At 69.7% G+C, this 25524-nt stretch carries 26 protein-coding genes; 14 read left to right on the forward strand and 12 right to left on the reverse strand.

Annotation, left to right across the window (positions count from 1 at the left end):
- Window positions 1-16 precede the first annotated feature (16 nt).
- A complete protein-coding gene (locus ACZZZN_RS16765) occupies window positions 17-1930 on the forward strand; it encodes a helix-turn-helix domain-containing protein (RefSeq protein WP_463506257.1) in 1914 nt (637 codons plus the stop codon).
- On the opposite strand, the gene ACZZZN_RS16770 is transcribed toward ACZZZN_RS16765, so the two are convergent.
- The 3 genes from ACZZZN_RS16770 to ACZZZN_RS16780 all read right to left on the reverse strand — a co-directional run bounded on the left by ACZZZN_RS16770 (window position 1927) and on the right by ACZZZN_RS16780 (window position 4353).
- Window positions 1927-3279, reverse strand: coding sequence for an MFS transporter (locus ACZZZN_RS16770; RefSeq protein WP_463506258.1), 1353 nt, complete (start codon window positions 3277-3279; stop codon window positions 1927-1929). The genes ACZZZN_RS16765 and ACZZZN_RS16770 overlap by 4 nt on opposite strands.
- A 142-nt stretch (window positions 3280-3421) precedes the next feature.
- Window positions 3422-3991, reverse strand: coding sequence for an SDR family NAD(P)-dependent oxidoreductase (locus tag ACZZZN_RS16775; RefSeq protein ID WP_463506259.1), 570 nt, complete (start codon window positions 3989-3991; stop codon window positions 3422-3424).
- Complete coding sequence (locus ACZZZN_RS16780; protein ID WP_463506260.1) at window positions 3988-4353, reverse strand: SDR family NAD(P)-dependent oxidoreductase; 366 nt, start codon at window positions 4351-4353, stop codon at window positions 3988-3990. Before ACZZZN_RS16780 ends, ACZZZN_RS16775 begins: the two co-directional genes overlap by 4 nt.
- A gap of 90 nt (window positions 4354-4443) precedes the next feature.
- On the opposite strand from ACZZZN_RS16780, the gene ACZZZN_RS16785 reads away from it, so the two are divergent.
- Entirely contained in the window at window positions 4444-4986 is a 543-nt protein-coding gene (locus ACZZZN_RS16785) for a TetR/AcrR family transcriptional regulator (protein WP_463506261.1), read from the forward strand.
- Here ACZZZN_RS16785 and ACZZZN_RS16790 read toward each other — a convergent pair.
- Window positions 4983-5684, reverse strand: coding sequence for a winged helix-turn-helix transcriptional regulator (locus ACZZZN_RS16790; RefSeq protein ID WP_463506262.1), 702 nt, complete (start codon window positions 5682-5684; stop codon window positions 4983-4985). The two genes, ACZZZN_RS16785 and ACZZZN_RS16790, sit on opposite strands and share 4 nt — an antisense overlap.
- 90 nt (window positions 5685-5774) lie before the next feature.
- Between ACZZZN_RS16790 and ACZZZN_RS16795 the strand changes: the two genes are divergently transcribed.
- The 3 genes from ACZZZN_RS16795 to ACZZZN_RS16805 all read left to right on the forward strand — a co-directional run bounded on the left by ACZZZN_RS16795 (window position 5775) and on the right by ACZZZN_RS16805 (window position 8854).
- On the forward strand, window positions 5775-6608 hold the full coding sequence (locus tag ACZZZN_RS16795) for a class I SAM-dependent methyltransferase (RefSeq protein WP_463506263.1): 834 nt from the start codon (window positions 5775-5777) through the stop codon (window positions 6606-6608).
- Window positions 6609-6649: 41 nt separating this feature from the next.
- Entirely contained in the window at window positions 6650-7381 is a 732-nt protein-coding gene (locus ACZZZN_RS16800) for an alpha/beta fold hydrolase (protein ID WP_463506264.1), read from the forward strand.
- A gap of 186 nt (window positions 7382-7567) precedes the next feature.
- Window positions 7568-8854 (forward strand): ABC transporter substrate-binding protein, encoded by a 1287-nt coding sequence (locus ACZZZN_RS16805; RefSeq protein WP_463506265.1) that lies wholly within the window; start codon window positions 7568-7570, stop codon window positions 8852-8854.
- A 69-nt stretch (window positions 8855-8923) separates the two neighbouring features.
- Here ACZZZN_RS16805 and ACZZZN_RS16810 read toward each other — a convergent pair whose 3' ends face one another.
- Together ACZZZN_RS16810 and ACZZZN_RS16815 are read right to left on the reverse strand one after the other, a co-directional pair.
- Window positions 8924-9931, reverse strand: coding sequence for a hydroxyacid dehydrogenase (locus ACZZZN_RS16810; protein ID WP_463506266.1), 1008 nt, complete (start codon window positions 9929-9931; stop codon window positions 8924-8926).
- Window positions 9928-11919 carry a DUF2264 domain-containing protein gene (locus ACZZZN_RS16815; protein ID WP_463506267.1) on the reverse strand — a complete coding sequence of 664 codons (1992 nt, stop codon included), beginning with the start codon at window positions 11917-11919 and terminating at the stop codon, window positions 9928-9930. Before ACZZZN_RS16815 ends, ACZZZN_RS16810 begins: the two co-directional genes overlap by 4 nt.
- Window positions 11920-12029: 110 nt before the next feature.
- On the opposite strand from ACZZZN_RS16815, the gene ACZZZN_RS16820 reads away from it, so the two are divergent.
- Window positions 12030-13100, forward strand: coding sequence for a substrate-binding domain-containing protein (locus ACZZZN_RS16820; RefSeq protein ID WP_463506268.1), 1071 nt, complete (start codon window positions 12030-12032; stop codon window positions 13098-13100).
- A gap of 7 nt (window positions 13101-13107) precedes the next feature.
- Here ACZZZN_RS16820 and ACZZZN_RS16825 read toward each other — a convergent pair whose 3' ends face one another.
- A complete protein-coding gene (locus ACZZZN_RS16825) occupies window positions 13108-13725 on the reverse strand; it encodes a TetR/AcrR family transcriptional regulator (protein ID WP_463506269.1) in 618 nt (205 codons plus the stop codon).
- 92 nt (window positions 13726-13817) lie between these two features.
- Here ACZZZN_RS16825 and ACZZZN_RS16830 point away from each other — a divergent pair, with 92 nt between their 5' ends.
- Window positions 13818-14444: a hypothetical protein gene (locus ACZZZN_RS16830; protein ID WP_463506270.1), complete on the forward strand. Its 627-nt coding sequence runs from the start codon at window positions 13818-13820 to the stop codon at window positions 14442-14444.
- Between the two features lie 7 nt (window positions 14445-14451).
- Here the strand turns inward: ACZZZN_RS16830 and ACZZZN_RS16835 are convergent, their stop codons facing one another.
- A complete protein-coding gene (locus ACZZZN_RS16835) occupies window positions 14452-15111 on the reverse strand; it encodes a hypothetical protein (RefSeq protein ID WP_463506271.1) in 660 nt (219 codons plus the stop codon).
- Between the two features lie 90 nt (window positions 15112-15201).
- Between ACZZZN_RS16835 and ACZZZN_RS16840 the strand changes: the two genes are divergently transcribed.
- The 6 genes from ACZZZN_RS16840 (at window position 15202) to ACZZZN_RS16865 (ending at window position 20379) form a co-directional block, all read left to right on the forward strand.
- Entirely contained in the window at window positions 15202-15513 is a 312-nt protein-coding gene (locus ACZZZN_RS16840) for a DUF2277 domain-containing protein (RefSeq protein WP_463506272.1), read from the forward strand.
- A 104-nt stretch (window positions 15514-15617) separates the two neighbouring features.
- Window positions 15618-16556 carry an ABC transporter substrate-binding protein gene (locus ACZZZN_RS16845; RefSeq protein ID WP_463506273.1) on the forward strand — a complete coding sequence of 313 codons (939 nt, stop codon included), beginning with the start codon at window positions 15618-15620 and terminating at the stop codon, window positions 16554-16556.
- Window positions 16553-17620, forward strand: coding sequence for an iron chelate uptake ABC transporter family permease subunit (locus tag ACZZZN_RS16850; protein ID WP_463506274.1), 1068 nt, complete (start codon window positions 16553-16555; stop codon window positions 17618-17620). Before ACZZZN_RS16845 ends, ACZZZN_RS16850 begins: the two co-directional genes overlap by 4 nt.
- A complete protein-coding gene (locus tag ACZZZN_RS16855) occupies window positions 17617-18681 on the forward strand; it encodes a FecCD family ABC transporter permease (RefSeq protein ID WP_463506275.1) in 1065 nt (354 codons plus the stop codon). Before ACZZZN_RS16850 ends, ACZZZN_RS16855 begins: the two co-directional genes overlap by 4 nt.
- Window positions 18674-19528: an ABC transporter ATP-binding protein gene (locus ACZZZN_RS16860; RefSeq protein WP_463506276.1), complete on the forward strand. Its 855-nt coding sequence runs from the start codon at window positions 18674-18676 to the stop codon at window positions 19526-19528. Before ACZZZN_RS16855 ends, ACZZZN_RS16860 begins: the two co-directional genes overlap by 8 nt.
- Window positions 19525-20379, forward strand: a complete 855-nt coding sequence (locus ACZZZN_RS16865; RefSeq protein WP_463506277.1) for a siderophore-interacting protein — start codon at window positions 19525-19527, stop codon at window positions 20377-20379. Before ACZZZN_RS16860 ends, ACZZZN_RS16865 begins: the two co-directional genes overlap by 4 nt.
- A gap of 83 nt (window positions 20380-20462) precedes the next feature.
- Here the strand turns inward: ACZZZN_RS16865 and ACZZZN_RS16870 are convergent, their stop codons facing one another.
- The 4 genes from ACZZZN_RS16870 to ACZZZN_RS16885 are packed head-to-tail and all read right to left on the reverse strand — an operon-like array spanning window position 20463 to window position 24088.
- A complete protein-coding gene (locus tag ACZZZN_RS16870; RefSeq protein WP_463506278.1) occupies window positions 20463-21614 on the reverse strand; it encodes a Gfo/Idh/MocA family protein in 1152 nt (383 codons plus the stop codon).
- Window positions 21611-22552, reverse strand: coding sequence for a TolB family protein (locus tag ACZZZN_RS16875; protein WP_463506279.1), 942 nt, complete (start codon window positions 22550-22552; stop codon window positions 21611-21613). Before ACZZZN_RS16875 ends, ACZZZN_RS16870 begins: the two co-directional genes overlap by 4 nt.
- Window positions 22549-23019 carry a heme-degrading domain-containing protein gene (locus ACZZZN_RS16880; RefSeq protein WP_463506280.1) on the reverse strand — a complete coding sequence of 157 codons (471 nt, stop codon included), beginning with the start codon at window positions 23017-23019 and terminating at the stop codon, window positions 22549-22551. The genes ACZZZN_RS16875 and ACZZZN_RS16880 overlap by 4 nt, the downstream gene beginning before the upstream one ends.
- Window positions 23020-23047: 28 nt before the next feature.
- Window positions 23048-24088 carry a Gfo/Idh/MocA family protein gene (locus ACZZZN_RS16885; protein WP_463506281.1) on the reverse strand — a complete coding sequence of 347 codons (1041 nt, stop codon included), beginning with the start codon at window positions 24086-24088 and terminating at the stop codon, window positions 23048-23050.
- Window positions 24089-24227: 139 nt separating this feature from the next.
- Here ACZZZN_RS16885 and ACZZZN_RS16890 point away from each other — a divergent pair, with 139 nt between their 5' ends.
- Window positions 24228-25493 (forward strand): MFS transporter, encoded by a 1266-nt coding sequence (locus ACZZZN_RS16890; RefSeq protein ID WP_463506282.1) that lies wholly within the window; start codon window positions 24228-24230, stop codon window positions 25491-25493.
- Window positions 25494-25524: the final 31 nt, after the last annotated feature.

Below are 25524 nucleotides of genomic sequence, written 5' to 3' on the forward strand. Positions count from 1 at the left end.
TGCCCGAGGAGGCTCGTTGGCTGAGAACCGCGCGACTCCGTCCGCGCTGCTGCGCGAGGTCGTGGCTGCGACGCGTGCAGAGCCCGGCGAGCGCACGACGGCGCTCGCACAACTGCTCGCCGAGGCCGACCTCGCCGCCGCAGAGGTCGAGGAGCTGCTCGGCGTGGTGCGCGAGTCGCAGCAGGTGACTGCGCGCCTGCGCCGGCGGACGGTCGAGCTCGAGGCGCTCTTCTCGACGGCGCGTGAGCTGGTTCGGCTGCAGGACGTGACCGATGTGCTCAGGCGACTCGTCGACCGCGCGCACGAACTCATGGGCACCGACGTCACCTACCTCTCAGAGGTCGACAACGCGCGCGGTGACCTGCGAGTGAGATATTCGGCAGGCACGGTGACGCACGAGTTCCGTGACCTGCTCGTGCCCGCCGGGTTCGGCCTGGCGAGCTTGGTCGCGAGCGCGCGGGAGCCGGCGTGGGTGCGGGAGTACACGCACATGGCCGATGCTCCCCACGATCCTGGAATCGACGGAGCGGTCGCACGCGAGGGGCTGGTGTCGTTCCTCGGCGTGCCGTTGGCCGTCGGCGACGAGGTGCTCGGGGCGCTGTTCGCCTGCAACCGCTTCGCGCACGACTTCACTCCCGACGAGGTGCTGCTGCTCTCGGCGTTCGCCGACCATGCAGCCTCCGTGCTGCGCAGCGCTCGGGTGCTGGCCGAGAGCGCTGCCGCTCGCGCCCATGCCGAGGGCGCGTACCGAGAGCTCGAACGTCATCTCGCCGCGACCCAGATCGTGAGCGGCATCCACGAAGAACTCACGGCTGCCGTCGTCTCGGGGGCGACGCTGATCGATCTCGTCGGCACCGTGTCTGACCGACTCGAGCGTCGCGTGCGCGCGGTCGATGAGGCCGGGCATCCGCTCGGCACGGCGGCCGACGACCGAGCCGGTCTGCCGCGCCGCCGGCCGCTCGTCGATGCGATCCGCCAGAGCCGGACGAGCGGTCACGCCGTGTCGATCGACGCCGACGGGCGACGCTGGTTGGTCGTGGCGATCCTCGGGGTCGACCGGGTGCTCGGAGCCATGGTCGCCGACGACGACGACCCCCTTCTCGATGACATCGCGCGCCCCACGCTCGAACGAGCCGCGCATGTGGCTGCGCTCGTGACGTTCAAACGCGATGCCGTCTCGGCGATCCGCGCCGAGCGCCGAGCGAGATTGCTCGTCGACCTGCTCGACGGTGTGCTCGACTCCTCCGCTCTGACTGCCGAGGGGGTGGGCACCCTCGTGGCGTGCGCCGCGATCGACGTGCGCGGCAGCGACGCGGCGTTGATCGTCGCGGCGGAGGCCGTCGGGGACGACGGCCTGGTGTCATCCCGCGAGCACGGGCTGATCGTGGCGTGGGCGGTCGCGGATGCCGAGGTGGCGACCGAGCGTGTGCGGCGAGTGCTCGCCGATCGACTGAGCGAGCCCGAGGTGACGGCGGTCGTCGGGACGCTCGTCGACGGGATCGCCCCGTTGCGGTCGTCGGCCGCCCGGGTGATGCGTGACCTGCGGTTCCTCATCCCTCTCGGCATCCGCGGCGCGACGGTGCGATCGGCCGACTTCGCGCCATACCATGCGCTCACCTCCGGCGACCCCGAGGCGGCCGCCGCGTTCGTCGACGGGGTGCTGGGACCCGTGCGCGACTGGGACGATCGCCGCGGCACCGCTCTCGTCGAGACCCTCGGCGCCTACTTCGACAGTGCCGAGAGCCGGCAGGCGGCCGCCTCGGCGCTGCGGGTGCACACCAATACCGTGCAGCAGCGTCTCGACCGCATCTGGATTCTGCTCGAGGGCGATCCCGATGATGCGGAGTTCCGCTTCCGTCTGCAGGCCGCCGTGCGCCTCGAGCGTCTGCGCCGCGCCCTGCTCGCCCAGGAACCGCACGGCCCCGCCTAGGAGCGCGACCCGGTCGTCTCTTCAGCGGGGGTGGGCGCATCCGTCCGCTGCAGGGTCTCCGGCAGCACCGCGATCCCGATGAGGCCGATCACGCTCAGGCCCACGAGATAGCCGGCGACGAGCCACGGTGCTCCACCGGCGACGCCGACGAGAGCCGTCGCGACGAGCGGTGCCGTGCCGCCGACGAGCGCCGCAGGGATCTCACGGGAGATCGCGATGCCGCTCCAGCGCATGCGGGTCGGGAAGAGTTCCGCCAGCATCGCCGCGCTCACGCCGATCGTCGCACCCTGCACGATCGCGAGCCCGAGGACCAGGCCGAGGGCGACGAGAACGGAGTTCTCCGTCTCGAAGAGTATGAACATCGGGAACGCGAAGGCGATCGCGAAGATCGCCGCACCGAGGAGCACCGGCTTGCGTCCGATTCGATCGGCGAGACGTCCGAATCCGAGGGTCGCCGGGATGGTCAGCAGCTCGGCGACGATGAGACCGATGAGCGCGTGCGTCGGGTTCACCGACAGCGTTCCGGTCGTGTACGAGATCGAGAAGGTCTGCACGACGTACACCCACGGGAGCGCGAACACGAACAGTGCCATGCCGGCGAGGAGGGTGCGCCAGTGCGAACGGACTGCGGTGACCAGCGGAGCCCGCGACACCTCTCCGTCGCGCTCCGCGGCCTCGAACGCGGCGGTCTCCTTCACCCGCAGGCGGAAGTAGAGGGCGAAGGCGACGATGACGATGCTGGCGATGAACGGGATGCGCCAGCCCCATGCCTGGAACTGTTCGACCGGCAGCAGGCTGATGAGCGCGAAGGTGGCGGTGGCCAGTGCCATGCCGACGTAGACGGATGCGCCGGGGAACCCCGCGATGAACGCCCGGTTGCGGGTGTCGGCCGATTCGCTGGCCATGGTCATCGCGCCGGCGAACTCCGCACCGGCGCCGGCGCCCTGGAACAGTCGCAGGACGATCAGGCAGATCGGGGCCCAGATGCCGATGGTCTCGGCCGTGGGCAGAAGGCCGATCATGGTCGTGGCGATCCCCATCATCAGCAGGGTCGCGAGCAGGGTGCCCTTGCGGCCGATGCGGTCTCCGAAGTGCGCGAAGATCAGCCCTCCGACGGGCCGCGCGCCGAAGCCGACCGCGAAGGTGGCGAACGCGCCGAGCAGGCCGGCGAAGTCACCGCCGCCCGGGAAGAAGAGGGGTGCGAACACGAGCGCCGACGCCAGCCCGTAGAGCGTGAAGTCGTACCACTCGATGATCGTTCCGACAGAGCTTCCGATCACCGCGCGACGGCGTTGCGCGCGAGGGTCCAGTCCTGGTCGGTCGATGTCGTCAGCGATGTCGATGTCCATGGCACTCCTGTGTGTCGAGGTGGCGGCGCGCGCGCCGACGGGTCTCCGTCGGCGCGCGAATCTCCCTCAGGCTAGGCAGGACGCCCGCGTCGGGTTCATGTGCGCCGGGCACATGATCGACTGCTCGGAATGAGTGAAGGGCCTATGCGATGGTGAGGCGAACGCCCGCGAGCTCTTCGAGCTGGTCCCACACGCTCGAAGCGACCCCCGCAGGAGGAGTGCGGGTGCGCGCCGAGGGCTCGACCCGCACGGGCAGTCCGCGCAGTCGCCCGGCAGGGGAGTAGTACTCACCGCCCTGCGCTACGGGATCCGTGAGCGCGCGGACCGCTGCCCAGGCGGCGGTGTCCTTGCCCTGCGCCCAAGGTGTGTAGGGATTGCGCTGGTACGGCGTCGACGCATCGCGGATGCCGGCTCGCTCGGGGGTCTTGGCGTCGACGCCCACGCCGGGCCGCACGACGAGCGAAGCGACCGGAAGGGCCGTGCCCCGTAGGCGGCGATCCAGTTCGAAGGCGAACACCTCGGTCACCGTCTTCGCCTTGGTGTACGCGGCGATGGCGGTGCGCGGAGTCGCCCTGACGTCATCCACGTCGACTCGGAACTGCGACACGAAGCCGGTCGACGTGTGCACGATGCGGCTTGCGACGCCCTGGGCCTCTCCGGTGGCGATCAAAGAGGGCAGGATGCCGGCGAGCAGCCGGACGTTCGAGATCACGTGCGTTCCGAGGATCGGGGGAGGCCGTCGGCCGTGGGTGCACCGCGCCATCCGGTCATCGCGCCGCCGTTGAGGAGCACTCCGTCGAGGCGGGGGAGCGCGCTCAGCTCGTCCGCCGCGCGAGAGACGGAATCGAGGGAGGCGAGGTCGATCACGACGCTCCGCACGGAGGCTCCGCGCACCTGGTCGCGGATGGATGCCTCGGCGAGGCGCAGCTTCGACTCGGACCGCGACGCGAGCACGACCTCCGCGCCCGCCGCGGCGAGCTGCTCGGCGGCGAAGTAGCCGATGCCCGCGGTCGCCCCCGTGACGACGATCGTGCGTCCGGTCCGGTCGGGAAGACGGTCGGGATTCCAGTTCACTTCTGACCTCGTTCTCTAAGTGGATCATCTATCCGCTTAGACGCTAGCATAAACGGAATAGCTATCCGCTTGTGCTGCTAGGATCGGATCATGGGACAGCTACGGGCAGATGCGGCGCGCAGCCGAGCGCGGATCCTCGACGCCGCGCGTGCTCGGCCCTCGGGCAGCCTCCGACTGAACGACGTCGCGCGCGACGCCGGGCTCGGCGTCGGCACGGTGTACCGCCACTTCCCGTCGGTGCACGCGCTCACCGAGGCGCTCGCGGTCGAGACCCTGGAGCGCATGGTCGCGATCGCCCGGGCGGCGGCCGAGCATCCGGACACCGAAAGCGCTCTGGCCACGTTCCTCGGCGAAGCGCTGGCGCTGCAGCTGCAGGACGGCGGTCTTCAGGCCGTGCTGCTCTCACCCGACGATGAGGAACAGTCCGTGCGCGCCATGAAGATCGAGATCTTCGCCGCGTTCGAGAGTGTGCTCCAGCGAGCCCGCGAGGCGAAGCTCGTCCGGGCCGACCTGTCCATCGTGCAGATCGAGCACCTCGTGTGCGGCATCGAGCACGCGGTGCGCATCGGAGAGCCGGGAGACAAGCGGCTCTTCCTCGACATCATGCTCGCCGGCATCCGGCCGGCCGCCTAGACCCGACTCGCCCCCACCGCAGCGCCCACCCGCGGCACCGCCGCGTACCCCGGGCGGATGAACCACGACGGCAGCGCTCGCCGCAGGTGACTGGGTCCCGTCGTCGTCGCGTCTTCGGCGAGCAGCAGTGTCGTCCACTCGATGTCGCCGCGCCAGAACCGGGTCAACGCGCGCAGCGTGCACCGCACCTCGACCGACACGTCGTAGCCGGGGTCGGCGTCGCACACGTCGGCATCTCCGTCGTGGATCACCAGCCACCACCGACGCCGCGCCGGACCCGCATCCGTGAAGTGCAGGGCGATCACCGTGCGCGCATCAGGAACGCTCTCGTGGTCGATGTTGCGGTGCATGTCCCACAGCAGCAGTTTGGGGTCGAGGTCGGCGTCTCCGAGCTCGCCGATCCATCGCACGCCCCAGGCCGAGAGCTGCTCGACGACGGGGCGCAGTTCGGCACCCGCCGGGGTGAGCACGTAGCGGACGTCGGTGCCGTGGGCGATCCGCTCGATCAGTCCTGCGCGTTGCAGCTGATCGAGCCGATGTGAGAGCAGCGTGGGCGACATGCGGGGGAGGCCCCGACGCAGGTCGTTGAAGTGCTCGGTGCCGAGCAGCAGCTCGCGCAGGAGGAGCATCGTCCACCGCTCGTCCAGCAGCTCCATCGCCTTGGCGACGGGGCAGAACTGGTAATAGGGGGCGCCCACGAGCCTCACGATAGACCCGGTACAGATCGGATACTAGAGCGGTCTCTGCGGGGTTCGTAGCGTGAGCATCACAAGGCAGAGGAGCCCATCATGAACACCACCACCACCGACCTTCAGGCCGACGCCGATCGCGCGTTGAAGGCGAAGCACCGGATCGTCTGGGCGCTCGGCGACTACGCCGCCGTCGCGCGTGAGGTGATCCCTGAACTCGGCAGGGTTCTCGTCGCCGAAAGCGGCGTCGGGCCCGGCGACCGGGTGCTCGATGTCGCCGCCGGCACCGGCAACGCGTCGATCGAGGCCGCGCGTGCCGGAGCATCCGTCATCGCCAGCGATCTGACCCCCGAGCTGCTCGAGATCGGCAGGCAGGATGCCGCGCGGCAGGGCGTCGAGCTCACCTTCGAAGAGGCGGATGCCGAGGCGCTGCCCTACGACGACGACTCGTTCGACGCGGTGCTCTCGTGCGTCGGTGTCATGTTCGCCCCGCACCACGAGGTCGCAGCGCACGAGCTGACCCGAGTCGTCCGCCCGGGTGGACGTCTGGCGCTGATCAACTGGACTCCCGAAGGGTTCATCGGTCAGCTTTTCGCCACGCTCAAGCAGTTCGTCCCCGCGCCTCCCGCAGGAGTGCAGCCGCCGCCGCTCTGGGGCGGTGAGGACCATGTGCGCGAGTTGCTCGGAGACCGCGTGACCGACCTGACGATGGAGCGTCGGCGGCTGTCGGTCGACAGGTTCGCGTCGGGGGCTGCGTTCCGGGACTTCTTCCGGGACTTCTACGGGCCCACTGCTGCGGCCTACCGGGGGATCGGCGACGATCACGCGCGGCGCGATGAACTCGACGGCGCCCTGGCAGCGCTCGGAGATCGCCACCTCGAAGACGGTCGGATGCCGTGGGAGTACCTGCTCGTGACGGCCCGCGTCGCCTAGAGACCGCCAGCGCGAGCGATGCCGCCTGGCAGGATGGCGGCATGCACCTTCACACGACGACCACGGGAACGGGCGAGCGCCATGTCGGCCTCGTCCACGGTCTCGGCGCCGACGGCACGACCTGGCAGCCGTTGATCGAGCTGATGCTCGCCACGGGGGACTACACCGTGACGGTCGTCGATCTGCGGGGGCACGGACTCAGCGACCGCGCGTCGTCGTACTCGCTCGACGAGTTCGCCGGCGACGTCGTGGAGTCCCTGCCGCAGGGGCTCCACAGTGTCGTGGGGCATTCGCTGGGCGGCGCCGTGCTCGTCCGTGCCGTCGGCCGGCTGCGGCCGCAGCAGGCGATCTACCTCGATCCCGGCTTCGGCCTCGCTCTGCCCACGACCGGCCTCGCCGGCCGTGCCTTCTGGGCGATCCCCGCACTGACGCTGGGCGTCGTCGGGGCGCGGCAGGCGCGGCGCAGCGCGTCCCAGCGAGCGGTCTATCCCGAGAGCATCCGGGAATCGATGAGGGAGAGCCAGCGGCGCTTCGACGCGAAGATGGCGATCGGAGTGTTCCGCGAGATCGCGTTCCACCCGGTCACGATCGCAGCTCCCGCGGTGCCGTCGACCGTCGTGCTCTCCGACGAATCGCCCGCCGTGCTGCCCGACGCGATGGCGGCCGGGCTCGAACGCGAAGGGTGGGGCATCCGCCGGATCCCGGGCGTGCACCACGACATGCACCTCGAAGACCCCGAGCGGGTCTTCGGCGTCCTCGCGGACGTGCTCTGAGGGCGCCGCCTCGAGCACCGTCGAGGTGATCGGTTTTGTCCATTTGTCCGAAACGTGAGCGCCGCCCTCCTACAGTGGCCACGTCGCTGAGACGATGAGCGGAGACGAAGTCGCCTCCGCGGCTGCCCGGCCATGATGCGCGCAGGCAGCCGGCGTCCACGGCGCGAGACATGGAGGATCACTGCAATGACGCACACCGCACGCCTTCTGGGCATCGCCGCCGCCGGGGCGCTGGCCGTCGGAACACTCGCCGGTTGCTCGAGTTCGGGAGCCGGAGACGAGGCCGAGTCCGGGCCGGTCACCCTCGAGATCGCCTGGTGGGGCAACGACACCCGCGCCGCGATGTACAACGAGGCGATCGATCTGTTCGAGGCCGAGTACCCCGACATCACCGTGAAGTCGACGTTCGGCGACTTCTCGTCGTACTGGGATTCTCGTTCGACGCAGGCCGCAGCGCGCGATCTGCCCGACGTGATGCAGTTCGACCAGGCCAACCTCGTCGAGTACGGGCTGAACGGCGCACTGCTCGACCTGTCTCCGTACGTGGGCGAGCAGGTCGACATCTCGGGCATGGAAGACGTCGTCATCGACGCCGCCACCGTCGACGGCACGCAGTACGGGATGCCGATCGGCACGGGAACCCTCGGGCTGTTCGTCAACCCGGCTGTCGTCGCGGCTTCCGGCGTCGAGCCTCTCGACCCCGACTACACCTGGGACGACCTGAACGAGTGGATCGCCGAGGTCACCGCGGCCGGTGTCACCACGCCCGAGGGCAAGCCCGCATTCGGCGGCTTCGATCAGGGCCTGACGATGTGGTTCTTCATCCAGTGGCTGCTGCAACAGGGCGAGGAGCCGTTCGAGGAGGACGGATCGTTCGCCTTCACGGAGGACGACATGACGGAGTTCCTCGATGCCACCACGCCGCTGCGCGAGTCGGCCGCCTACTTCCCGCCGTCGCGCGGCACCGAGATCTCGCCCGCCGACGGATTCGCGATCGGCGAGGCCGCGAGCACTCTCACCTGGGACAGCTTCTTCTCGCGCTACACCGACGTCGAGGGCCTCGAGACCCTTCCGGTCCCGAGCGGCGACGATGGCGAGAAGGCCGTCTTCTACACGGTTCTCCACCTGGCCGGGGCGGCGAACACCGAGCACCCGGAGGAGACGGCGCTGCTGCTCGACTTCCTCGCCACCGACCCCGAGGTCTCCCAGGTCTTCGGAACGTCGAGGGGCGTCCCCGCCGATTCGGGTCAGCTCGAGGCGCTCGACTTCCCCGCCGACTCGCTCGAGGCCAAGTCGCTCGCGTACCGCGACTCGCTCGAGCAGTACGAGACCGTGAACACCCCCGCCCTGCCCGCTTCGTTCGCCACGCTCGAAGCGACCTGGGTGAGCCTCAACGAAGACCTCATGTACGGCACGATCACGGTCGACGAGTTCGTCGAGCGGTGGTGGGCCGAGGCCGAGGCCATCAGCTGACCGGCTGACACGAGACGTCGAAGGGCGGCGGTGCGATCTGATCGCATCGCCGCCCTCGGCCGTTCTGGGTCAGGCGATCGTCGCGAGGTCGCGGTGCCGCACTTCGAAGCCGAGCTCTCCCGTGGTCACGAACCGTTCGATCTCGTCGACCGTCTGGCTCCCCATGCGCTGCAGCTCGTTGCCGAGCGATCCGGCGATGTGCGGGGTCAGCGTGACGCCAGGAGCGGAGAAGAGCGGATGCCCTGAGGGCAGCGGCTCCGGGTCGGTGACGTCGAGCACCGCCCGCAGCCGGCCTGCCGTGAGCTCGTCGACCAGCGCGTCGGTGTCGACGAGCGACCCACGCGCGGTGTTGATCAGCGTCGCGCCGTCGCGCATGGTCTCGAGCTCCGTGGCGCCGATCATGCGGTGCGTCTCAGGCAGCAGTGGCGCATGCAGACTGACGATGTCGCTCACCCTCAGCAGGTCGTGCAGTGACACGAGCGTGGTCCCGAGCTCTGCCGCATCGGCCGTCGAGAGCGAGGGGTCGTAGAGCACCGTGGTGATGTCGAACGGGCGCAGCAGGTCGAGCACGCGCCGCCCGATGCGTGAGGCGCCGACGATGCCGACCGTGATGCCGTAGGCACCGACACCGACCCTGCCACGCGGGCGGGCGATCGCCATGTCGTGTGTGGCGCGGTACGAGACCGCGGATTCCAGGGCGTTCTTCGCACTGAGCAGGATCATCGCGAGCGTGTACTCGGCCACCGGAACGGCGTTCGCATCGGCGCTGCTCGAGACGCGGATGCCCCGCTCCCACAGCTCGGGCGACACGATCCGTTTCACTGTTCCGGCGCAGTGGAAGACGGCACGCAGGTGCGGCAGTGCGTCGAGCATCCTGCTGTCGAGCTGCGGCGCACCCCACCCGGTGATCAGGATCTCGGTGTCGGTCGCGGCGCGGAGCGCGCCGGGATCCGCGGGAGCGATGAGGCGGTCGTCGAGACGCACGAGCGCGCGCAGCCGAGCGAGGCTCTGCGGTGCGAAGAGCTGCGGGACGAGGGCCGCGTCATCGAGGGCGAACGTGGCGATCGGGGCGCTCATGCGCGCACCTCGCCGCCGGTCGGCACGACATCGACGTGTCTGTCCGCCCAGCGGACCCGCAGCTCGGCGACATCGACGTCGATCCCCGACAGCAACGAGTCGCCGTCCGCGACGGCGCCGTCCGGCGCGCAACCTGTCAGCACGACGAGCGCCGCCACGAACTCTCCCGCCTCAGCGGAGGTCGACTGCTCGGCCCAGGGGGTCAGAGAGCGCGCCGCGAACGGGTTCGAACCCCGGCGCACCTCGATGCCGCTGGCGTCGAGCCCGTGCACGGGGATCACAGAAGTCGTGAGCCCATCGGCACGCGAGGCGGATGCCATGTGGGCGTCACCGGGGGTGGTGTCGACGGCGTCGGACTCGTCGACGGGCAGCGGCCAACCGCCGAGACGGAACCGCCAGGGGCCCGGGTCGGTGGGCCAGGCGGAGTCGCCGTCGAGCGCGGCGACGGGATGCGGTTCGGGCTCGGCCGGCGTCCACCAGGCGATTCGCAGTTCATGGATGCCGTGCACGACCGACGCCGTGTGCACGACGGGTCCGCGGCGCAGCGATGCCCAGGCCGCGGCATCTGCGTGCTCCGTGTCGAGCCAGTGCACGCGCGATCGCGACACGGCGACGGTGTCGTTCTGGTGCACGCGCTCGATGGCGTCGCGGTGCGAGGGCCTGCCGTGAGAGTCGAGCAGGGCGACATGGGAGTCGAGGGGGGCGGCGATCGCTTCGGGCGACAGCTCGGGCGAGGTGAGGTTCGAGTACGCCGCGCGCTGATAGAACGGGTTGTCGGTGCGCACCCCGCCGGCGGGCCCGCGGAACCCGTCTGAGCCGTGATTCACGACCCGCACGATGCCGTCTTCCCCAGAGTTCACGACGAGCCAGCCCGGTGCGGTGAGAGATCGTGTCGTGATCTGTCGGCGCTCGACCGGCTCCGCGGTGGCGGTCCACTCCTCGTGTCCCTCGGGCAGCAGGAGTCCCAGGAACCCCTTGCTGGCCCAGTACGGTGACGATCCGCTCGTATAGAGCTGGCGCAGCGGCAGGAACTCGCGGTGCCACCCGATGGGGAGCAGCCCGTTCTCGTCGACGGCGCCCGCATCGAGGAAGTGCGACACCACGTCGGCCCCGAGTGCTCGCGTGGCCCCTGCGCGAAGCGGCGTCACTTCAGCGATCGCCGCCGCCCAGAACGGAGCGAGCATCGCGAAGCGATAGGTGAGGGAGCGGCCCTGGAAGAGCGGTGCGCCACGTGATCCGATGAGATCCTTCGCCTGATCGATGAAGGCGGCGAGGCGCTCACGGTGCACGGGCTCGAGCGCCTCGCCGCGGATGCGCGAGTGCATCAGCGGGTAGACGTGCCAGGCCCAGCCCGCGTAGTAGTCGAAGCTCTGTCTGATCCCGGTCGGGCCCGCGCCGTCGGAGTACCAGCCGTCGCCGATGTAGAGGCTCTCTGCGATCTCGGCGTTGCGGTCGAGGTCGCTCTGATCCCAGGGGCCGCCGACCTGGGCGAGGAAGGCCTCGATGACGTTCTGGAACCAGATCCAGTTGTTCGTGTACCCGGCGGTTCCCACGATCCCCGCGAGCCAGTCGACGACCTGCTGACGTTCGTGGTCGGCGAGCGTGTCCCACAACCAGGGACGCGTCTCCGAGAGTGCGATCGCGATGGAGGCGGCTTCGACGACGGCCTGTCTGCGTTCGGCGATCGTGGGCCAGCGCTCGGGGCTCGACGGATCCACGCCCGCGAGGAGGCCGGAGCGGAAGCGGTCGAGCAGCCCGTGCGGGTCGTCGCCCCCGGCGCCGCGAACTCGGAAGGCGGCGAGCAGGAACGTCCGCGCGAAACCCTCCATCCCGTCGCTCCACGGACCGGATGCGCTCGACGGGCCGGGAAGCCGGATGAGGGATCCCGTGGGGGAGGCATGCGACGAGGTCGCTGACAGCAGGGAATCGGCAAGGTGCTGCCAGGATCGGCGACTGCCGTCGAACCGCGGGCTGGAGTCGTCGTGCATCACCGTCACTCTCCGATCGTGCACTACGCTCCTGTACTCACGAGACACTTCGGACAATTTCGATCAATCTGCGACAGCGCAGGTTGCCGACTCGACGCGAGGGCGCGGAGATGACTGCACAGAACCTGTTACCGAGAGCGCGGCATGAGCATCTGCTCCGCCAGCTCGAGCTGCACGGCAGCGTCAGCGCGGCGCAGATCGCCGACGAACTCGGCGTCGCGCAGGTCACGATCCGCCGCGACATCCTCGAGCTCGAGAGATCCGGGCTGCTGGCGCGGGTGCACGGTGGCGCGATCGGGGTGTCGGCCCCGGCGACGCCGCAGTCCGCCCGCACCGACATCGGCGTCGTGGTCCCGAGCTCGGTCGGGCACTTCCCGGTGATCGTGAAGGGCATGGATGCCGCGTCGCACGCGGTGCACGCTCGGCTCATCCTCGCGACGTCGCAGTACCGGCACGACCTCGAGCGCCGACAGGTCGAGAGGCTCGTCGAGCTCGGCGTCGACGGGATCATCCTCGCGCCGACCCTGCGCGGCCGCACCGAGACCGACCTGCTCGACTGGGTGCGCACGATTCCCGTTCCGGTGGTCTTCCTCGAACGCAGGCTGCGCTCGACGGGGCTGGCCGCGTTCGACAGTGCGCGCACCGATCATGCGGGTGGTGCGGTGCTCGCCGTCGAGCACCTCGCGTCGCTCGGGCATCAGCGGGTGGCCCTCGCCCTGTTCGACCGCACCCCCACGGCGCCCCTCATCCGGGAGGGGCACGCGCGCGCCGTGGCCGATCTCGGTCTCGAGCCCGCTCCCGAGGTGGCGCTGCCGAAGGACGACGTCGACGACCTCGACGACGCGCTCGCCGGTCTCCTCGAGGCGTGTGCATCGACCGACACCCGGGCGGTGCTCGTGCACACGGACGTGCACGCAGCGCGTCTGGTCGAGATGGCGACGGACCTCGGCATCCGCGTTCCCGAGGATCTCGCGGTGATCGCCTACGACGACGACACCGCCGCGCTTGCCATGGTGCCGCTCACCGCGGTGACAGCCCCCGGTCGTGATCTCGGCCAGCAGGCGTTGCGCACCCTGATGGATCGGATCGCCGAGGACGGGCACGAGCGATCGGCGCCCCGGCACCTCATGATGCTGCCGGGATTGACCGTGCGCAGGTCCTGCGGCGCGACGAACGACTGACCCGAGGTCAGTTCGGAGCGGGGGCGACATCGCGGAACACCGCGTCGACGGCCATCGCGAGGGTGTTCGTCTCGGACTCCAGGATCGACTCGTCTGACGGAAGCGCCCGCTCGAGTGCCAGGCCGGCGAGGACGCTGTTGAGGAACCGGGCTCGACGCGCGTTGTCGCCGGGCGGCAGTTCGCCCTCCTCCTCGAGGATCGCGAGCCAGTGCTCGACCCGCCGCTGCCCCTCGCGCTCGTTCGCCAGGTAGGCGGCGCGCAGCTCGTCGGTCGGCTCGGGGGCGATGAACGCCTGATGGAGCAGAGCGGCCGCCTCTCGCGCCTGTGCGCCGACGCCCGAGGGGGCGAGTACCTGACGCAGGCACGCGGTCAGCCGTTCTCTCGCAGGAAGCGACTCGTCGTGGATCGGGTCGTCGGGCGCGATCACCTCGTAGACGATGCGGAGCACCTCATCGAGCAGGATCCGCTGCGTCGGGAAGTGGAAGCGCAGCGAACCGGTGCTGACGCCCGCCCGAGCGGCCACCGCGCGCACGCTGAGCTTCGCACCGCGGCTCTCGCCGAACATCGTGAGCGCCGCATGCAGGATGCGATCCCTGGTGGGGAGCGCGCTCGGATCGATCGTCATCGTCCCATTCTACGACGCGTACTGACACAGTGTGTTAGCGTGGCTGTCGCTTGGCACTAACACAGTGTGTCAGTGCATCGAAAGGCCCAGAAGTGAACGTCATCCGCAAGCCGCTCCAGATCATCCGAGAGAATCTGCGGGTCTATCTCCTCCTCAATGCCCTCGCCTACGGAACCTTCGTGATCGGGTTCGTCATCGGTCTGCTCTTCCCCGACCTCGTCGCCGGCCGCGCCCAGGCGCTGGAAGACGACGGGACCGCCGATCTGGTCACGTCACTGATCAGCAACCCCTGGCTCTTCGCACTGATGATCCTCGCGGTCAACACCCTGCGGCTCGGCGCACTGACGATCGTGCTGCCGTCGCTCGTGGTGCCCTTCCTGGGGCTCGCGACCTTCGCGGTGTGGTCGGTGACGACCGGTGTGACCCTCGTCCCCTCGAGCCCGGAGACATGGGTGGCTCTGATCCCGCACTCGCTCACACTCGTGATCGAGCTGCAGGCGTACATCCTGCTGCTGCTCGGAGCGTTCCTGCTCGGCAAGTACTGGGTGCGCCCGCAGGCGATCGGCGCGAAGAACCGCCGCCAGGGATACCTGCGCGGACTCCAGAGCATCGGGTGGCTCAGCATCCCGACTCTGATCCTGCTGGTCATCGGCGCGATCTACGAGGCGTTCTCGCTGCTGTACCTCGTGTACCCGCTGCAGCAGTGGCTGCTGGGGTAGGGCGTCATCAGTCCTCGCCGTAGAGCCCGCCGTCGAGCAGCCAGTTGTACCGGAGACGCAGGGCGCGCTCCGTGCTCGCGACGAGGGCTGCGACGATCAGCGAGATGTTCGCCCACGGTGGCAGGTGGATGGGACTCTCGAAGGTCCCCACGGCGTCCGCGACGGGCGGGATGCTGGTGATCTGCTCGGCCAGCTGCGGGATGCCGAGCACGAGCGCGACCACGAGCACGAGGATCGACACCGCGCCGATCGCACGGCTGAGTCCCGGTGTCCGCCGATGCAGGCGCGCCCGTCGCCCCTCGGCCGAGGCCGCATCGGGGGAGAGCTGTCGTTCGGTGCCGTCGTCGGCGATGAAGTGGGCGCGCTTCAGTCCGTACCCGCTGGCGGCGACCTCGATCACTCCGCCTGGCACCGGGAACGCTGCGGGGAGCTTCGACGTGGCCCGGTTCACACCGTCGCGGTAGAGCTGCGCCCGCACCACTCCGTTGTCGTCACCGCCGAGTCTGACGTCGACCGACCAGGTCTCGGGCCGCCCGTCGGCGGCGACCAGCCTCAGGTGCAGCAGTGACCGCGAGAAGGGCTGCCACCACCGGTATCGCTGCAGCGCGTGGCCGTCGCCGGGCTTCGCCCGTTTCGCCGCGCGCCGTCTTCTGCTCTCGGAAGCCATCGATCTCGACCCTAACAAGGGAGAGGTGATGACCGCAGCTGGCTCTCTGCCCCCCTTGACTCCGGCGCTCAGCGATCTAGCCTGACTGTCATGTGCCGCAACATCATCCCCCTCAACAACCTCGAGCCGCCGGCATCCGACGACGAGTGCCACGAGGCCGCCCTGCAGTTCGTGCGCAAGATCTCGGGCGCGAACGCCCCGTCGCGGGCGAACAGGGAGGTCTTCGATCGAGCCGTCGCCGAGATCGAGCACTCGGTGCGACAGCTTCTCGACGACCTCGTCACGACGGCGCCGCCGAAGAATCGCGATGAGCAGCGGGAGAAGAGGCAGGCGCGCTCGGCCGAGAGGTACGAGGCGATCCGCGTCTTCCAAGAGGCGAAGCGCGCCGCCCGGGTGGAGTGACTCGACGCTCGCTGTGCGGGCGCAGCGTTGCTGTTAGGGTTGCCTAACCAACATCGATCGTTTTTGGTGTGGTCCCCCTCCCTGGTCCCGAAAGGTCATTCCCCATGCCCTCCCGCCTCCGCCGCCGCGCCTCCGCGGCCCTCGCCGCCTCGGTCTGCGCCGTGCTCCTGTTCGCCGGATGCGCCGCCGAGCCGACCGCCGCCACAGACGAACCGACCGCCGCCGCGTCCGGCACGCACGAGGTCGAGCACGCCCGCGGGACCACCGAGGTCCCCGACGACCCGCAGCGCGTGGTCACGCTGGAGCCGCTCGAGCTCGACACCGCGGTCGCCGTCGGCATCGAGCCGGTGGGCGCCGCCGTCGCCAGCAACGTCACGGGTGCACCGGCCTACCTCGAAGCCGACGGCGTCGAGCCCGTCGGTACGGTGCCCGAGCCTGATCTCGAGGCGATCGCGGCGCTCGAGCCCGATCTGATCCTCGGCACCGAGGCGCGGCACTCCGAGCTCTACGAGCAGCTGGCGGCGATCGCCCCCACCGTGTTCATCGCGACCCAGGCCGACCCGTGGCGCGACAACGCACTGCTCATCGGCGAGGCTCTGGGGCGTGAAGACGAGGTCGCAGATCTGCTGGCGGCGGTCGATGACCGCTGCGAGGCGCTGGCAGACGAGTACGACGTCGACGGTCAGACCGCGCAGCTGATCCGTCCGCGGGACGAGACGACGCTCAGCCTCTACGGTCCGGTGTCGTTCTCGGGTAGCCTGTTGGAGTGCGTCGGGTTCACGATCCCCGCGCAGGACTGGGCAGACGGACTGCAGGCCGACCTCTCGCCCGAGAACATCCTCTCGGCGCAGGCCGATCACGTGTTCGTCACCGTGACCGATGTCGACGACGCCTCTGAGATCCCCGCGGCGATCACCCAGAACGCCGACGCCTTCCCGTCGGTGACCCCGGTCGACACCAGCTACTGGGTGTCGGGCGTCGGCCCCAAGGGCGCCCAGACCGTGCTCGACGACATCGAGACGTATCTCGAAGAGAGCCGTTGACCGCTCTCTCCCTGACCGAGACGCCGGCGCCGCCCACGCGGCGCCGGCGTTCTCCGCGCCGTGGCCTGCGTACGGTGGGGGGAACGATCGTCCTCCTCGCAGCCCTCGCAGCCCTCGCGCTGGCCGTCGTGCTCTCTCTCACGGTCGGCGCGAATCCGCTCTCACCGCAGGCGGTCTGGGCCACGCTGCAGGGCGGCGGGACCCCCGAGACCGACTACATCGTGTTCGATCTGCGCATCCCCCGCACCGTCACGGGTCTCGTGGCCGGTGCCGCGCTGGGGGTGGCGGGCGCTCTGATCCAGGCCTTCACCCGCAATCCGCTCGCCGATCCCGGCATCCTCGGCGTCAACGCCGGTGCCGCGCTCGCCGTGGCGCTGGGCGTCGCTTTCCTCGGTCTTCGCGATGTGTCGCAGTTCGTGTGGCTCGCCTTCCTCGGCGCTCTCGTCGTCACGGTGGCCGTGTATCTCATCGGGTCCTCGGGACGAGGCTCAGCCGACCCGCTGCGGCTCACTCTCGCCGGCGTCGCGCTCGGTGCCGTGCTCTCGGGCATCACCACCGGGCTCTCGCTGAGCGACCCGGACGCCTTCGATTCGATGCGCAGCTGGAACGCCGGGTCGCTTCTCGGTCGCGGCTTCGACGTCATCCTGCCGGTGCTCCCGTTCGTGGTCGCGGGCCTGGCCCTCGCGCTGCTGCTCGCGCCCGGGCTGAATGCCATCGGCCTCGGCGAAGATGTCGCCCGCGCGCAGGGCGCCAACGTCGCCGGCATCCGCGTCGGTGTCATCGCAGCCGTCACCCTGCTCGCCGGCGCCGCCACCGCCCTCGCCGGCCCGATCTCGTTCATCGGCCTCATGGTGCCGCACGTGATCCGCTGGACCTTCGGCGTCGATCAACGGCTCATCCTGCCCTTCTCCGCCGTGCTGGCGCCGATCATCCTGCTTCTCGCAGACGTCTTGGGGCGCGTGATCATCGCCCCGGCCGAGGTGCCGGTCGGCATCGTGGCGGCATTCGTCGGGGCTCCCGTGCTGATCGTGCTGGCGCGCCGGCGCAAGGCGAGTGCGCTGTGAGCTCGTCGCGAGTGACCGCGCTCACCGACGTCGGGTACCGTCGGCGGATCCTTCGTCTGGGCCCCCTGCGGATGCCGATGCGTCAGCGCAGCATCCTCGTGGGCGTCGCTGCGGTCGGTGTCATCGCGGTGCTTGCCGTGCTCGCTCTGGGTCTCGGCACCTATCCGCTGACGCCGCCGCAGGTCGTGCAGACGCTTCTCGGAGGCGGAGATGCGATGGATCGCACGGTCGTGATCGATTGGCGACTCCCGAGGGCGGTCGCCGCGATCACGGTCGGCGCGCTGCTCGGAATCGCGGGCGCGCTCTTCCAGACCGTGACCCGAAACCCGCTCGCGAGTCCCGACATCCTCGGCCTCTCCAACGGCGCCTTCACCGGAATGCTGCTCGCGCTGGTGCTCGTCTCGGGCAGTTGGCCGGTGCTGACCATCGGATCGCTCCTCGGCGGATTCGTCACGGCCGCGGTGATCTGGCTGCTGTCCGCCCGCGGCGGCGTGCAGGGATTCCGTCTGATCGTCGTCGGGATCGGTGTCTCGGCGATCCTCGCCTCGCTGAACACCTGGATGCTGCTGCAGATCGAGCTCGAGACGGCGATGTTCGCCTCAGCTTGGGGCACCGGATCGCTGAACGGTGTCACGGCCGGCCCGCTCGTGGGGGCACTCGCGTGCGCGCTGCCGTTCGTCGTCGGCGCCTTCCTGCTCGTGCCGCGGCTGCGTCAGCTCGGTCTCGGCGACGACATGGCCGCGTCGACCGGTGCCCGACCAGGCGCGATCCGCGCCGGCGCACTGCTGATCGGCGTCGCGCTGGTCGCCGCGGCCACCACGCTCGCCGGTCCCGTCGCGTTCGTGGCCCTCGCCGCGCCGCAGATCGCGCGCCTCGTCGCCCGCACCCCGCACCTGTCGCTCATGCTCTCGGGGCTCTTCGGCGGCGTGCTGCTGCTCGGCGCCGACCTCATCGCGCAGCACGTGCTGCCCACAGCTCTGCCCGTCGGCGTCGTCACCGTGTCGGTCGGCGGCGCCTACCTCGTTCTCATGATCATCCTGGAGATCCGTCGCCGTGCCTGACACCCCGTTCCCTGCCGAGCCCGCCGCCGCACCTCGCCTGAGCGCCGAGCGCATCTCGCTGTCGTACGACCGCACCGAGATCGTGCGCGACCTGTCGGTCGCAGTGCCGGACGGCGGCTTCACCGTCATCATCGGGCCGAACGCGTGTGGCAAGTCGACGCTCCTTCGGGGTCTGTCGCGGCTGCTCTCGCCATCGAGCGGACGAGTCGTGCTCGACGGGCAGACCATCGGCTCGTATCCGGCGAAGGAGGTGGCCCGCCGTCTCGGCCTGCTGCCGCAGAGCGCGACGGCACCCGACGGCATCACCGTCGCCGATCTGGTCGCGCGGGGCCGGTACCCGCATCAGAACCTGATGCGGCAGTGGTCCGAGGCCGACGACCGGGCCGTTCAGCAGGCGTTGGAGGCGACCGGGACCGCCGATCTGGCGGCGCGTCCGGTCGACGCGCTCTCGGGCGGGCAGCGCCAGCGCGTCTGGGTGGCGATGGTGCTCGCGCAGGAGACAGACCTGCTGCTGCTCGACGAGCCGACCACCTTCCTCGACGTCGCCCATCAGGTGGAGCTCATGGAGCTGTTCGCGCATCTCAACGCGCAGGGCCGCACGCTCGTCGCGGTGCTGCACGACCTCAATCACGCGGCTCGTTACGCGACCCACATCATCGCCATGCGCGAGGGGCGCATCGTCGCCGAGGGGCCGCCGCACGAGGTGATCACGAGCGAACGCGTGCATGAGGTCTTCGGTCTCGAGAACGTCGTGATCGCCGATCCGGTCACGGGTGGACCGCTCGTCGTGCCGCTGCGCGGTTCCGCGCCGGCGGCCATCTCCTCGCGCACCGGGGCGAGCTCATGACGGCAGAGCGGCCCTGGGCGTACAGCGCGTTTCCCGTCGAGGTGCGCAGCCGCACGATGCTGAGCCCCCGGTTTGTCCGGCTGACGCTCGCCGGAGAGAGTCTGCGGAACTTCGCCGATTGGGGCACGGATCAGCGCATCAAGGTCGTGCTGCCCCTTCCCGACGGCAGCATCGCCGACTTCGGGCTGCTCGACGAACCCACCCCGCATCCCTCCGATTGGTACACGCGCTGGAAGGCGCTGCCCGAAGACGAGCGCAACGTACTCCGTACCTACACGCCGTCGGCGATCAGGGCGGATGCCGGTGAGATCGACATCGACATCTACCTGCACGAACCGGCAGGGCCGGCGTCGGCGTGGGCGGCCGCGGCCCAGCCCGGTGATCACCTCGTGGTCAACGGGCCGGATGCGCGCATGGGATGGACCGGATACGGCCTGCACTGGCAGCCGGGGGCAGCGAAGCGGTTCCTGCTGGTCGCCGACGAGACGGCGTTCCCGGCGGTGCTCGGCATCCTCGACTCTTTGGACCCGGAGACGCAGGCCGAGGTCTTCCTCGAGTGCGCCGACCCCGAAGACGACATCGTTTCGGGGGCGGCGCCGGTCGACGCCCGCATCCATCTGGTCGAGCGGTCGAGCGACGCGCGAGAATCCGGCGTCGAGCGTGCGCTGCGGTCCTGGCTCGACGATCAGCGGGACCAGGTGCGCGACGACCCCGACCTCTATGTGTGGCTGGCGGGTGAATCGGGGGTCATCACGCGCCTCCGACGCCACCTCACGGCTGAGGTGGGCATCGCGAAGGAGCGCGTGTCCTTCCTCGGATACTGGAAGATCGGCGGGCCGCTCGTCGGGTGACGAGGTCGCTCACCGGGCGACCTCCTCGAACGGCATGTCGGCCCACTGCCCGGTGAACAACGTCACGGGTGCGCGGCCGGCGCTCATGCCGCCACCACGGCAGGCTCCAGCGCCTCGACGATCTCGGTCCACTCGCCCGAGCGCGCAGCGCGGAGGAACGAGTCGATGATCTCGACCGAGCGCACGCCGTCGGCGATGGTCGGGAGCCCCTCGGGGCTCTCCCCGCGCACGGCGGCGTACGTGTCGCGCAGGAAGGCCGCGAAGGCATCTGGCCATCCCTGCGCATGGCCGGCCGGTGTGAGGTTGAGACGTGCCTGATCCGGCGAGACCGCACCCTCACCGCGGCGGATGACGGTCGCACCGTTCTCCGAACCGAACCACACGGCGTCCGGCTGCTCCTGATCGAAGACCGCGGACTGCTCGGAGCCGTCGATCTCGAGCCAGAGACGGTTCTTGCGACCGGCCGACACCTGCGAGATCACCGTGTTGGCGAGCAGGCCCTGATCGGTGCGCAAGGTGACCACGGCGATGTCCTCGGTGCGGGTCTCGACGCGCTCCCCTCCGACGCCACCGCTGAACGACGGACCCGACGCGACCGGTCGCGTCGGATAGGCGATCGACGACGAGGCGGTGAGCGCGGTGAAGCGCTCGCCGGTGACGAACTCGGCGAGGTCGGCCCAGTGCGATCCGATGTCGGCGAAGGCCCGAGAGGCGCCGCCGGCCTGCGGATCGATCCGCCATGTCGAGGCATCGGCCGACACGAGCCAGTCCTGCAGGTACGACCCGTGCACGAGCAGCACGCGCCCGAGGTCGCCCGCGATCCGGCGCGCACGGATCTCCCGCACCAGCGGGTGGTAGCGGTACACGTACGGCACCGTGGCCACCGTTCCCGCCCGCTCCACTGCGGCGGCGAGTTCCCGAGCATCCTCGACGGTCGTCGCCACGGGCTTCTCGACCACGATGTGCAGGCCGGCGGCGGTGACCGCCTTCGCGTAGTCGAGGTGGGTGTTGTTCGGGGTGCAGATGTGTACGACATCCGGACGCGCCTCGATCAGGGCGTCGAGGTCGTCCCACGCCGCGGCGACGCCCCACGCCTCGGCGGCCTCTCGAGACCGCTCGGGGCGAGAGCCCAGGACTCCCACGACGGTCGCCCCGGCATCGCGTGCGGCGCGCACATGGGCGGTGGCGATCATGCCGGTGCCGATGATCGCGACGCGCAGCGGATGCGTGGTCATTGGGCGTCCTCCGCGGCGATCCGGTCGGCAGATACGGGGTAGTCGACGAAGCCGAACGCCGAACCGTCCGGCGACCAGCTCGGCACGTTGATGGTTCCCTGGCCGCCGGCGAGCGTGACGATGGTCTCAGGATGCGCCCAGTCGTCGCCCTCCACGAGCCGCAGCTCCACCGGCAGGTCGGCGGGGTGGCCCGTCGTGCCGGAGGGGTAGCTGAGGTACACGGTCACCTGTCCGGTCGGATCCGGGTGCGGGAACCAGTTGACGCGGTCGTCGAACGTGAGCTGCTCGAGGCCGGTGCCGTCGGGGCGGATCCGAGCGATCTGGGCGTGACCCGGGGAGTCCGAGAACTGCTCGGTGTTGAAGTAGATCCATGCGCCGTCGGGCGACCACTCGCATCCGTCGGCGGGCCCGGGGTGCGTGGTGAGCGCGACGTCATCCGTGCCCTCGGTGGAGATGGTGTGGATCGTGGCGGACGCCCACCAGTTCTCCCCGTCGGGGTCGAGCCGCACATACCCGAGGGTCTCGCCGTCGGGGCTGACGCCGTGGAGGAAGTGCATGCCGCCGTCGTCCGGCGTGATGCGGCGGGCGGGGCCGCCGGCGAGCGCCACAGCCCAGATGTGCCAGTCGTTCGCCGACGCGTACACGGTGGAGCCGTCGGGGGAGAGCACGTGGTCGTTGTTCACGTCGGGCAGGCCCGGTGCGTCGATGCGGGTCGGGGCTGCCGAACCGTCTGCGGGCAGAGTCCAGAGACCGCCGTCGCCGTTGACGAGCAGGCGGTCGTCTCGGGTCCAGTTCGGCGCCTCGAAGAGACGATCGGTGCTTTCGAACACGGTGCGGGTCGAACCGGACTCGCGGTTCCAGACGCGGATGCGGGCGGACTGCCCCGGGCCGAGCACGCGCTGCGGCACTTCGGTCGTCTCGCCGGTGTTCTCGCTCATCGTCCTGCTCCCTCTGCCAGGTGCGCCCGAATGCCCTGCACGATCAGATCGTGATCGTCCATCGACGAGAGACCCGAGGCGGTGGCAGCGGCGACGACTCCCGTCCCGCGCACGCGGATCGGGAACGATCCGCCGGTGACGGCGTAGTCGGCGCCGAGCCAGCCGATCGCGGCGGGGTCGATGCCCGCCGCCGACAATTGGGCGTCGACCAGCGCGCTGCTCTTCTCCATGCGCAGGACGACGTTGGCCTTCCGGCCGATCCACACCTCCTGGTCGGGGGTGATGCCCGGCAGTGCGGAGCGGAAGAGTGTGAGCCCCGGACGTCGGATGTCGATTCCGACGGCGTGCCCCGCCTCGCGCGCCGTCTCCGTGATGCGGCGGCCGAGAAGCCAGGCCTGCTCGTGGTCGAAGGAGTCGAAGACGAGCTCTTCCTCCTGGCGTGTCAGTGTCTCGATGAGATCAGTCATGAGTGTTCCCTCCGTCGGGTGTTCCTCTTCAGTGTCCGCGTCGCGCGAGCTGAGCGCGAGCGACGTCGATGGTCGCAAGGATCGAGATCGTCTCGTCGTGGGTGTGCACAGGCGACTCGATGCGTCCCTCGCCGACCAAACGCGCAAGGGCGTTCGCCTCCCACGAGAGACCGGCGAAGCCTCGGATGTCCGTGGGATCGCTCCAGGTCAGCGGGGTCGAGAAGTAGTCGGCCCCGAGCAGGCTGAATGTCGTCGGATTGTAGAACGGGCCGTCCAGCACGATGCTCGCCTCGGAACCCGCGATCACCCCGGCCATCGGGGTGCGTGCCCTGATCGAGGAGTGCAGCGTGGACTGCGCTCCTCCCTCATGGGTGAGCACGAGGGTCGAGTACGCGTCGACTCCGGTGTCGGTCATCATTCCGGATGCGATGATCTCGGTCGGCGCTCCGAGCACCATCGACGAGAACTGCACCGGGTAGATGCCGAGGTCCAGCAGCGCGCCGCCGCCGAGCTCAGGACGCAGCAGTCGGTGTGTGGGGTCGGTGGTGATGGACTGGCCGTGGTCGGCGATCACAGCCGTGATCTCGCCGAGGGCTCCGTCGTCGAGGAGCTGCTGGATCACGGACGTCTGGGGGAGGTAGCGCGTCCACATCGCCTCCATGACGAGCACGCCTGCGGCCCGCGCGGCGTCGGTGAGTTCCCGGGCCTCGGCCGCGCTCACGGTGATCGGCTTCTCGATCAGCACGTGCTTGCCTGCGGCGATCGCGGCGAGCCCGGTGCTCAGGTGATCGCTCGGGGGAGTCGCGACATACACGACGTCGACCTCGGGGTCGTTCACGAGCGCGTCGAGCGAGGAGTGGATGCGGTCGATGCCGTGTGCCGCGGCGAACTCTCCGCCGCGCTCGGCTGAGCGGGAGGAGACGGCCACGAGACGCTGATCCGTGTGCGCCCGAAGCGCCTTCGCGAACTCTCCCGCGATCCATCCGGGTCCCACGATCCCCCACCGGAGGGAGGGTTCGCCGGCACTGGCGCTGTAGAGAGTGGGGGAGGGCAGAGCATCGGGGAGCATGTGGCGTCTTCCGTTTCGACATCGTTGTGGATTTTCCACTTAGCACGAGCTAAAGTAGCGGACATCGCTCAGGTTAGCACGTGCTAATCCATCCCAGACAACGATGTTCCGGGCGACAAACGACTCAAGGAGGCGTCGGATGACCACAGAACTGCCCGCACATCCGTATACGACGGTGACCCCGGTCGCCCAGGTGCGACCCATGTACTTCGTTGCTCTCGGACTCGCCCAGTTCGGGATCTTCATCGCGATCCTCGCGCCGGTGATCATCAGCATGCAGCTCAAGGCGCAGGAGATGAACCCCGCCGACCCGGCATCCGTGGTGGGAAGCGTGCTTCCCATCGGTGCGCTCGGCGCCCTGATCGGCAACCCGGTCTTCGGTGCGCTGAGCGATGCGACGCGCACACGCTGGGGGCGCCGCAAGCCGTGGCTGCTCGCCGGCATCCTGGGTCTTCTCGGCGGCCTCTTCTGGGTGTCGGTCAGCTCGAGCGTGCTCGAACTGACCTTCGCATGGCTCGTCTGCCAGCTCGCGTCCAACGCGGCTTCCGCAGCGCTCATCGCGAGCTTCGCCGACAACGTCCCCGAGAACCAGCGCGGTCGCGGGTCGAGCATCTTCGCGCTCGCCCAGAACGTCTCGATCCTCGCCGGCATCTACGGCGCCGTGCTGCTGGCCGACAACCTGCCGCTGCTGTTCCTGCTGCCCGGCGTCGTCGGCGTCGCGCTCGTCGCCGTCTACGTCTTCGTCACACCCGACCGGCTGCCCGAGATCGAACCGCGGCCGTTCTCCCTGGGCCGGATCCTCGGCACGTTCTGGACCAACCCGTTCCGGTTCCCGGACTTCGGGCTCGCCTGGTGGTCGCGGTTCCTCATCACCTTCGCCTCGATGCTCTTCACGACCTACCGGTACCTCTACATGCAGGATCACCTCGGGCTGGATGCCGAGGTCGCTCTGATCGCGGTGGCGAACGGCGTGCTCTTCTACACGATCGCGCTCATGGTGGCAGGACTCCTCTCCGGCTGGCTCTCCGACAGGCTGGGCCGCCGCAAGGTGTTCGTCGCGGCGTCCACCCTGCTCTTCGGCGTCGGGCTCGTCTTGCTGGCGTTCGCGGGCACGGTCGAGATGTTCTATCTCGCAGAGGTCGTCATGGGCCTCGCCTACGGCGTGTACACCGCCGTCGACACGGCGCTGGTCGTCGATGTGCTCCCCGACCCGAAGAAGCCGGGCAAGGACCTCGGCGTGATCAACATCGCGAACTCCCTGCCGCAGTCGCTCGCGCCGGCCGTCGGTCTGCTGCTGCTGGGCATCGGGGGCAGCACCGGCAACTACGTCGCGCTGCTGTGGGGTGCGGGGGCGATCGCCGTGATCGGCGCGCTCGTGGTGCTGCCGATCCGCGGGGTCCGTTGACCTGCGCTCCGGGCGTGACCCGCTGACGCGG

This window comes from Microbacterium sp. AC145 (assembly GCF_979258505.1).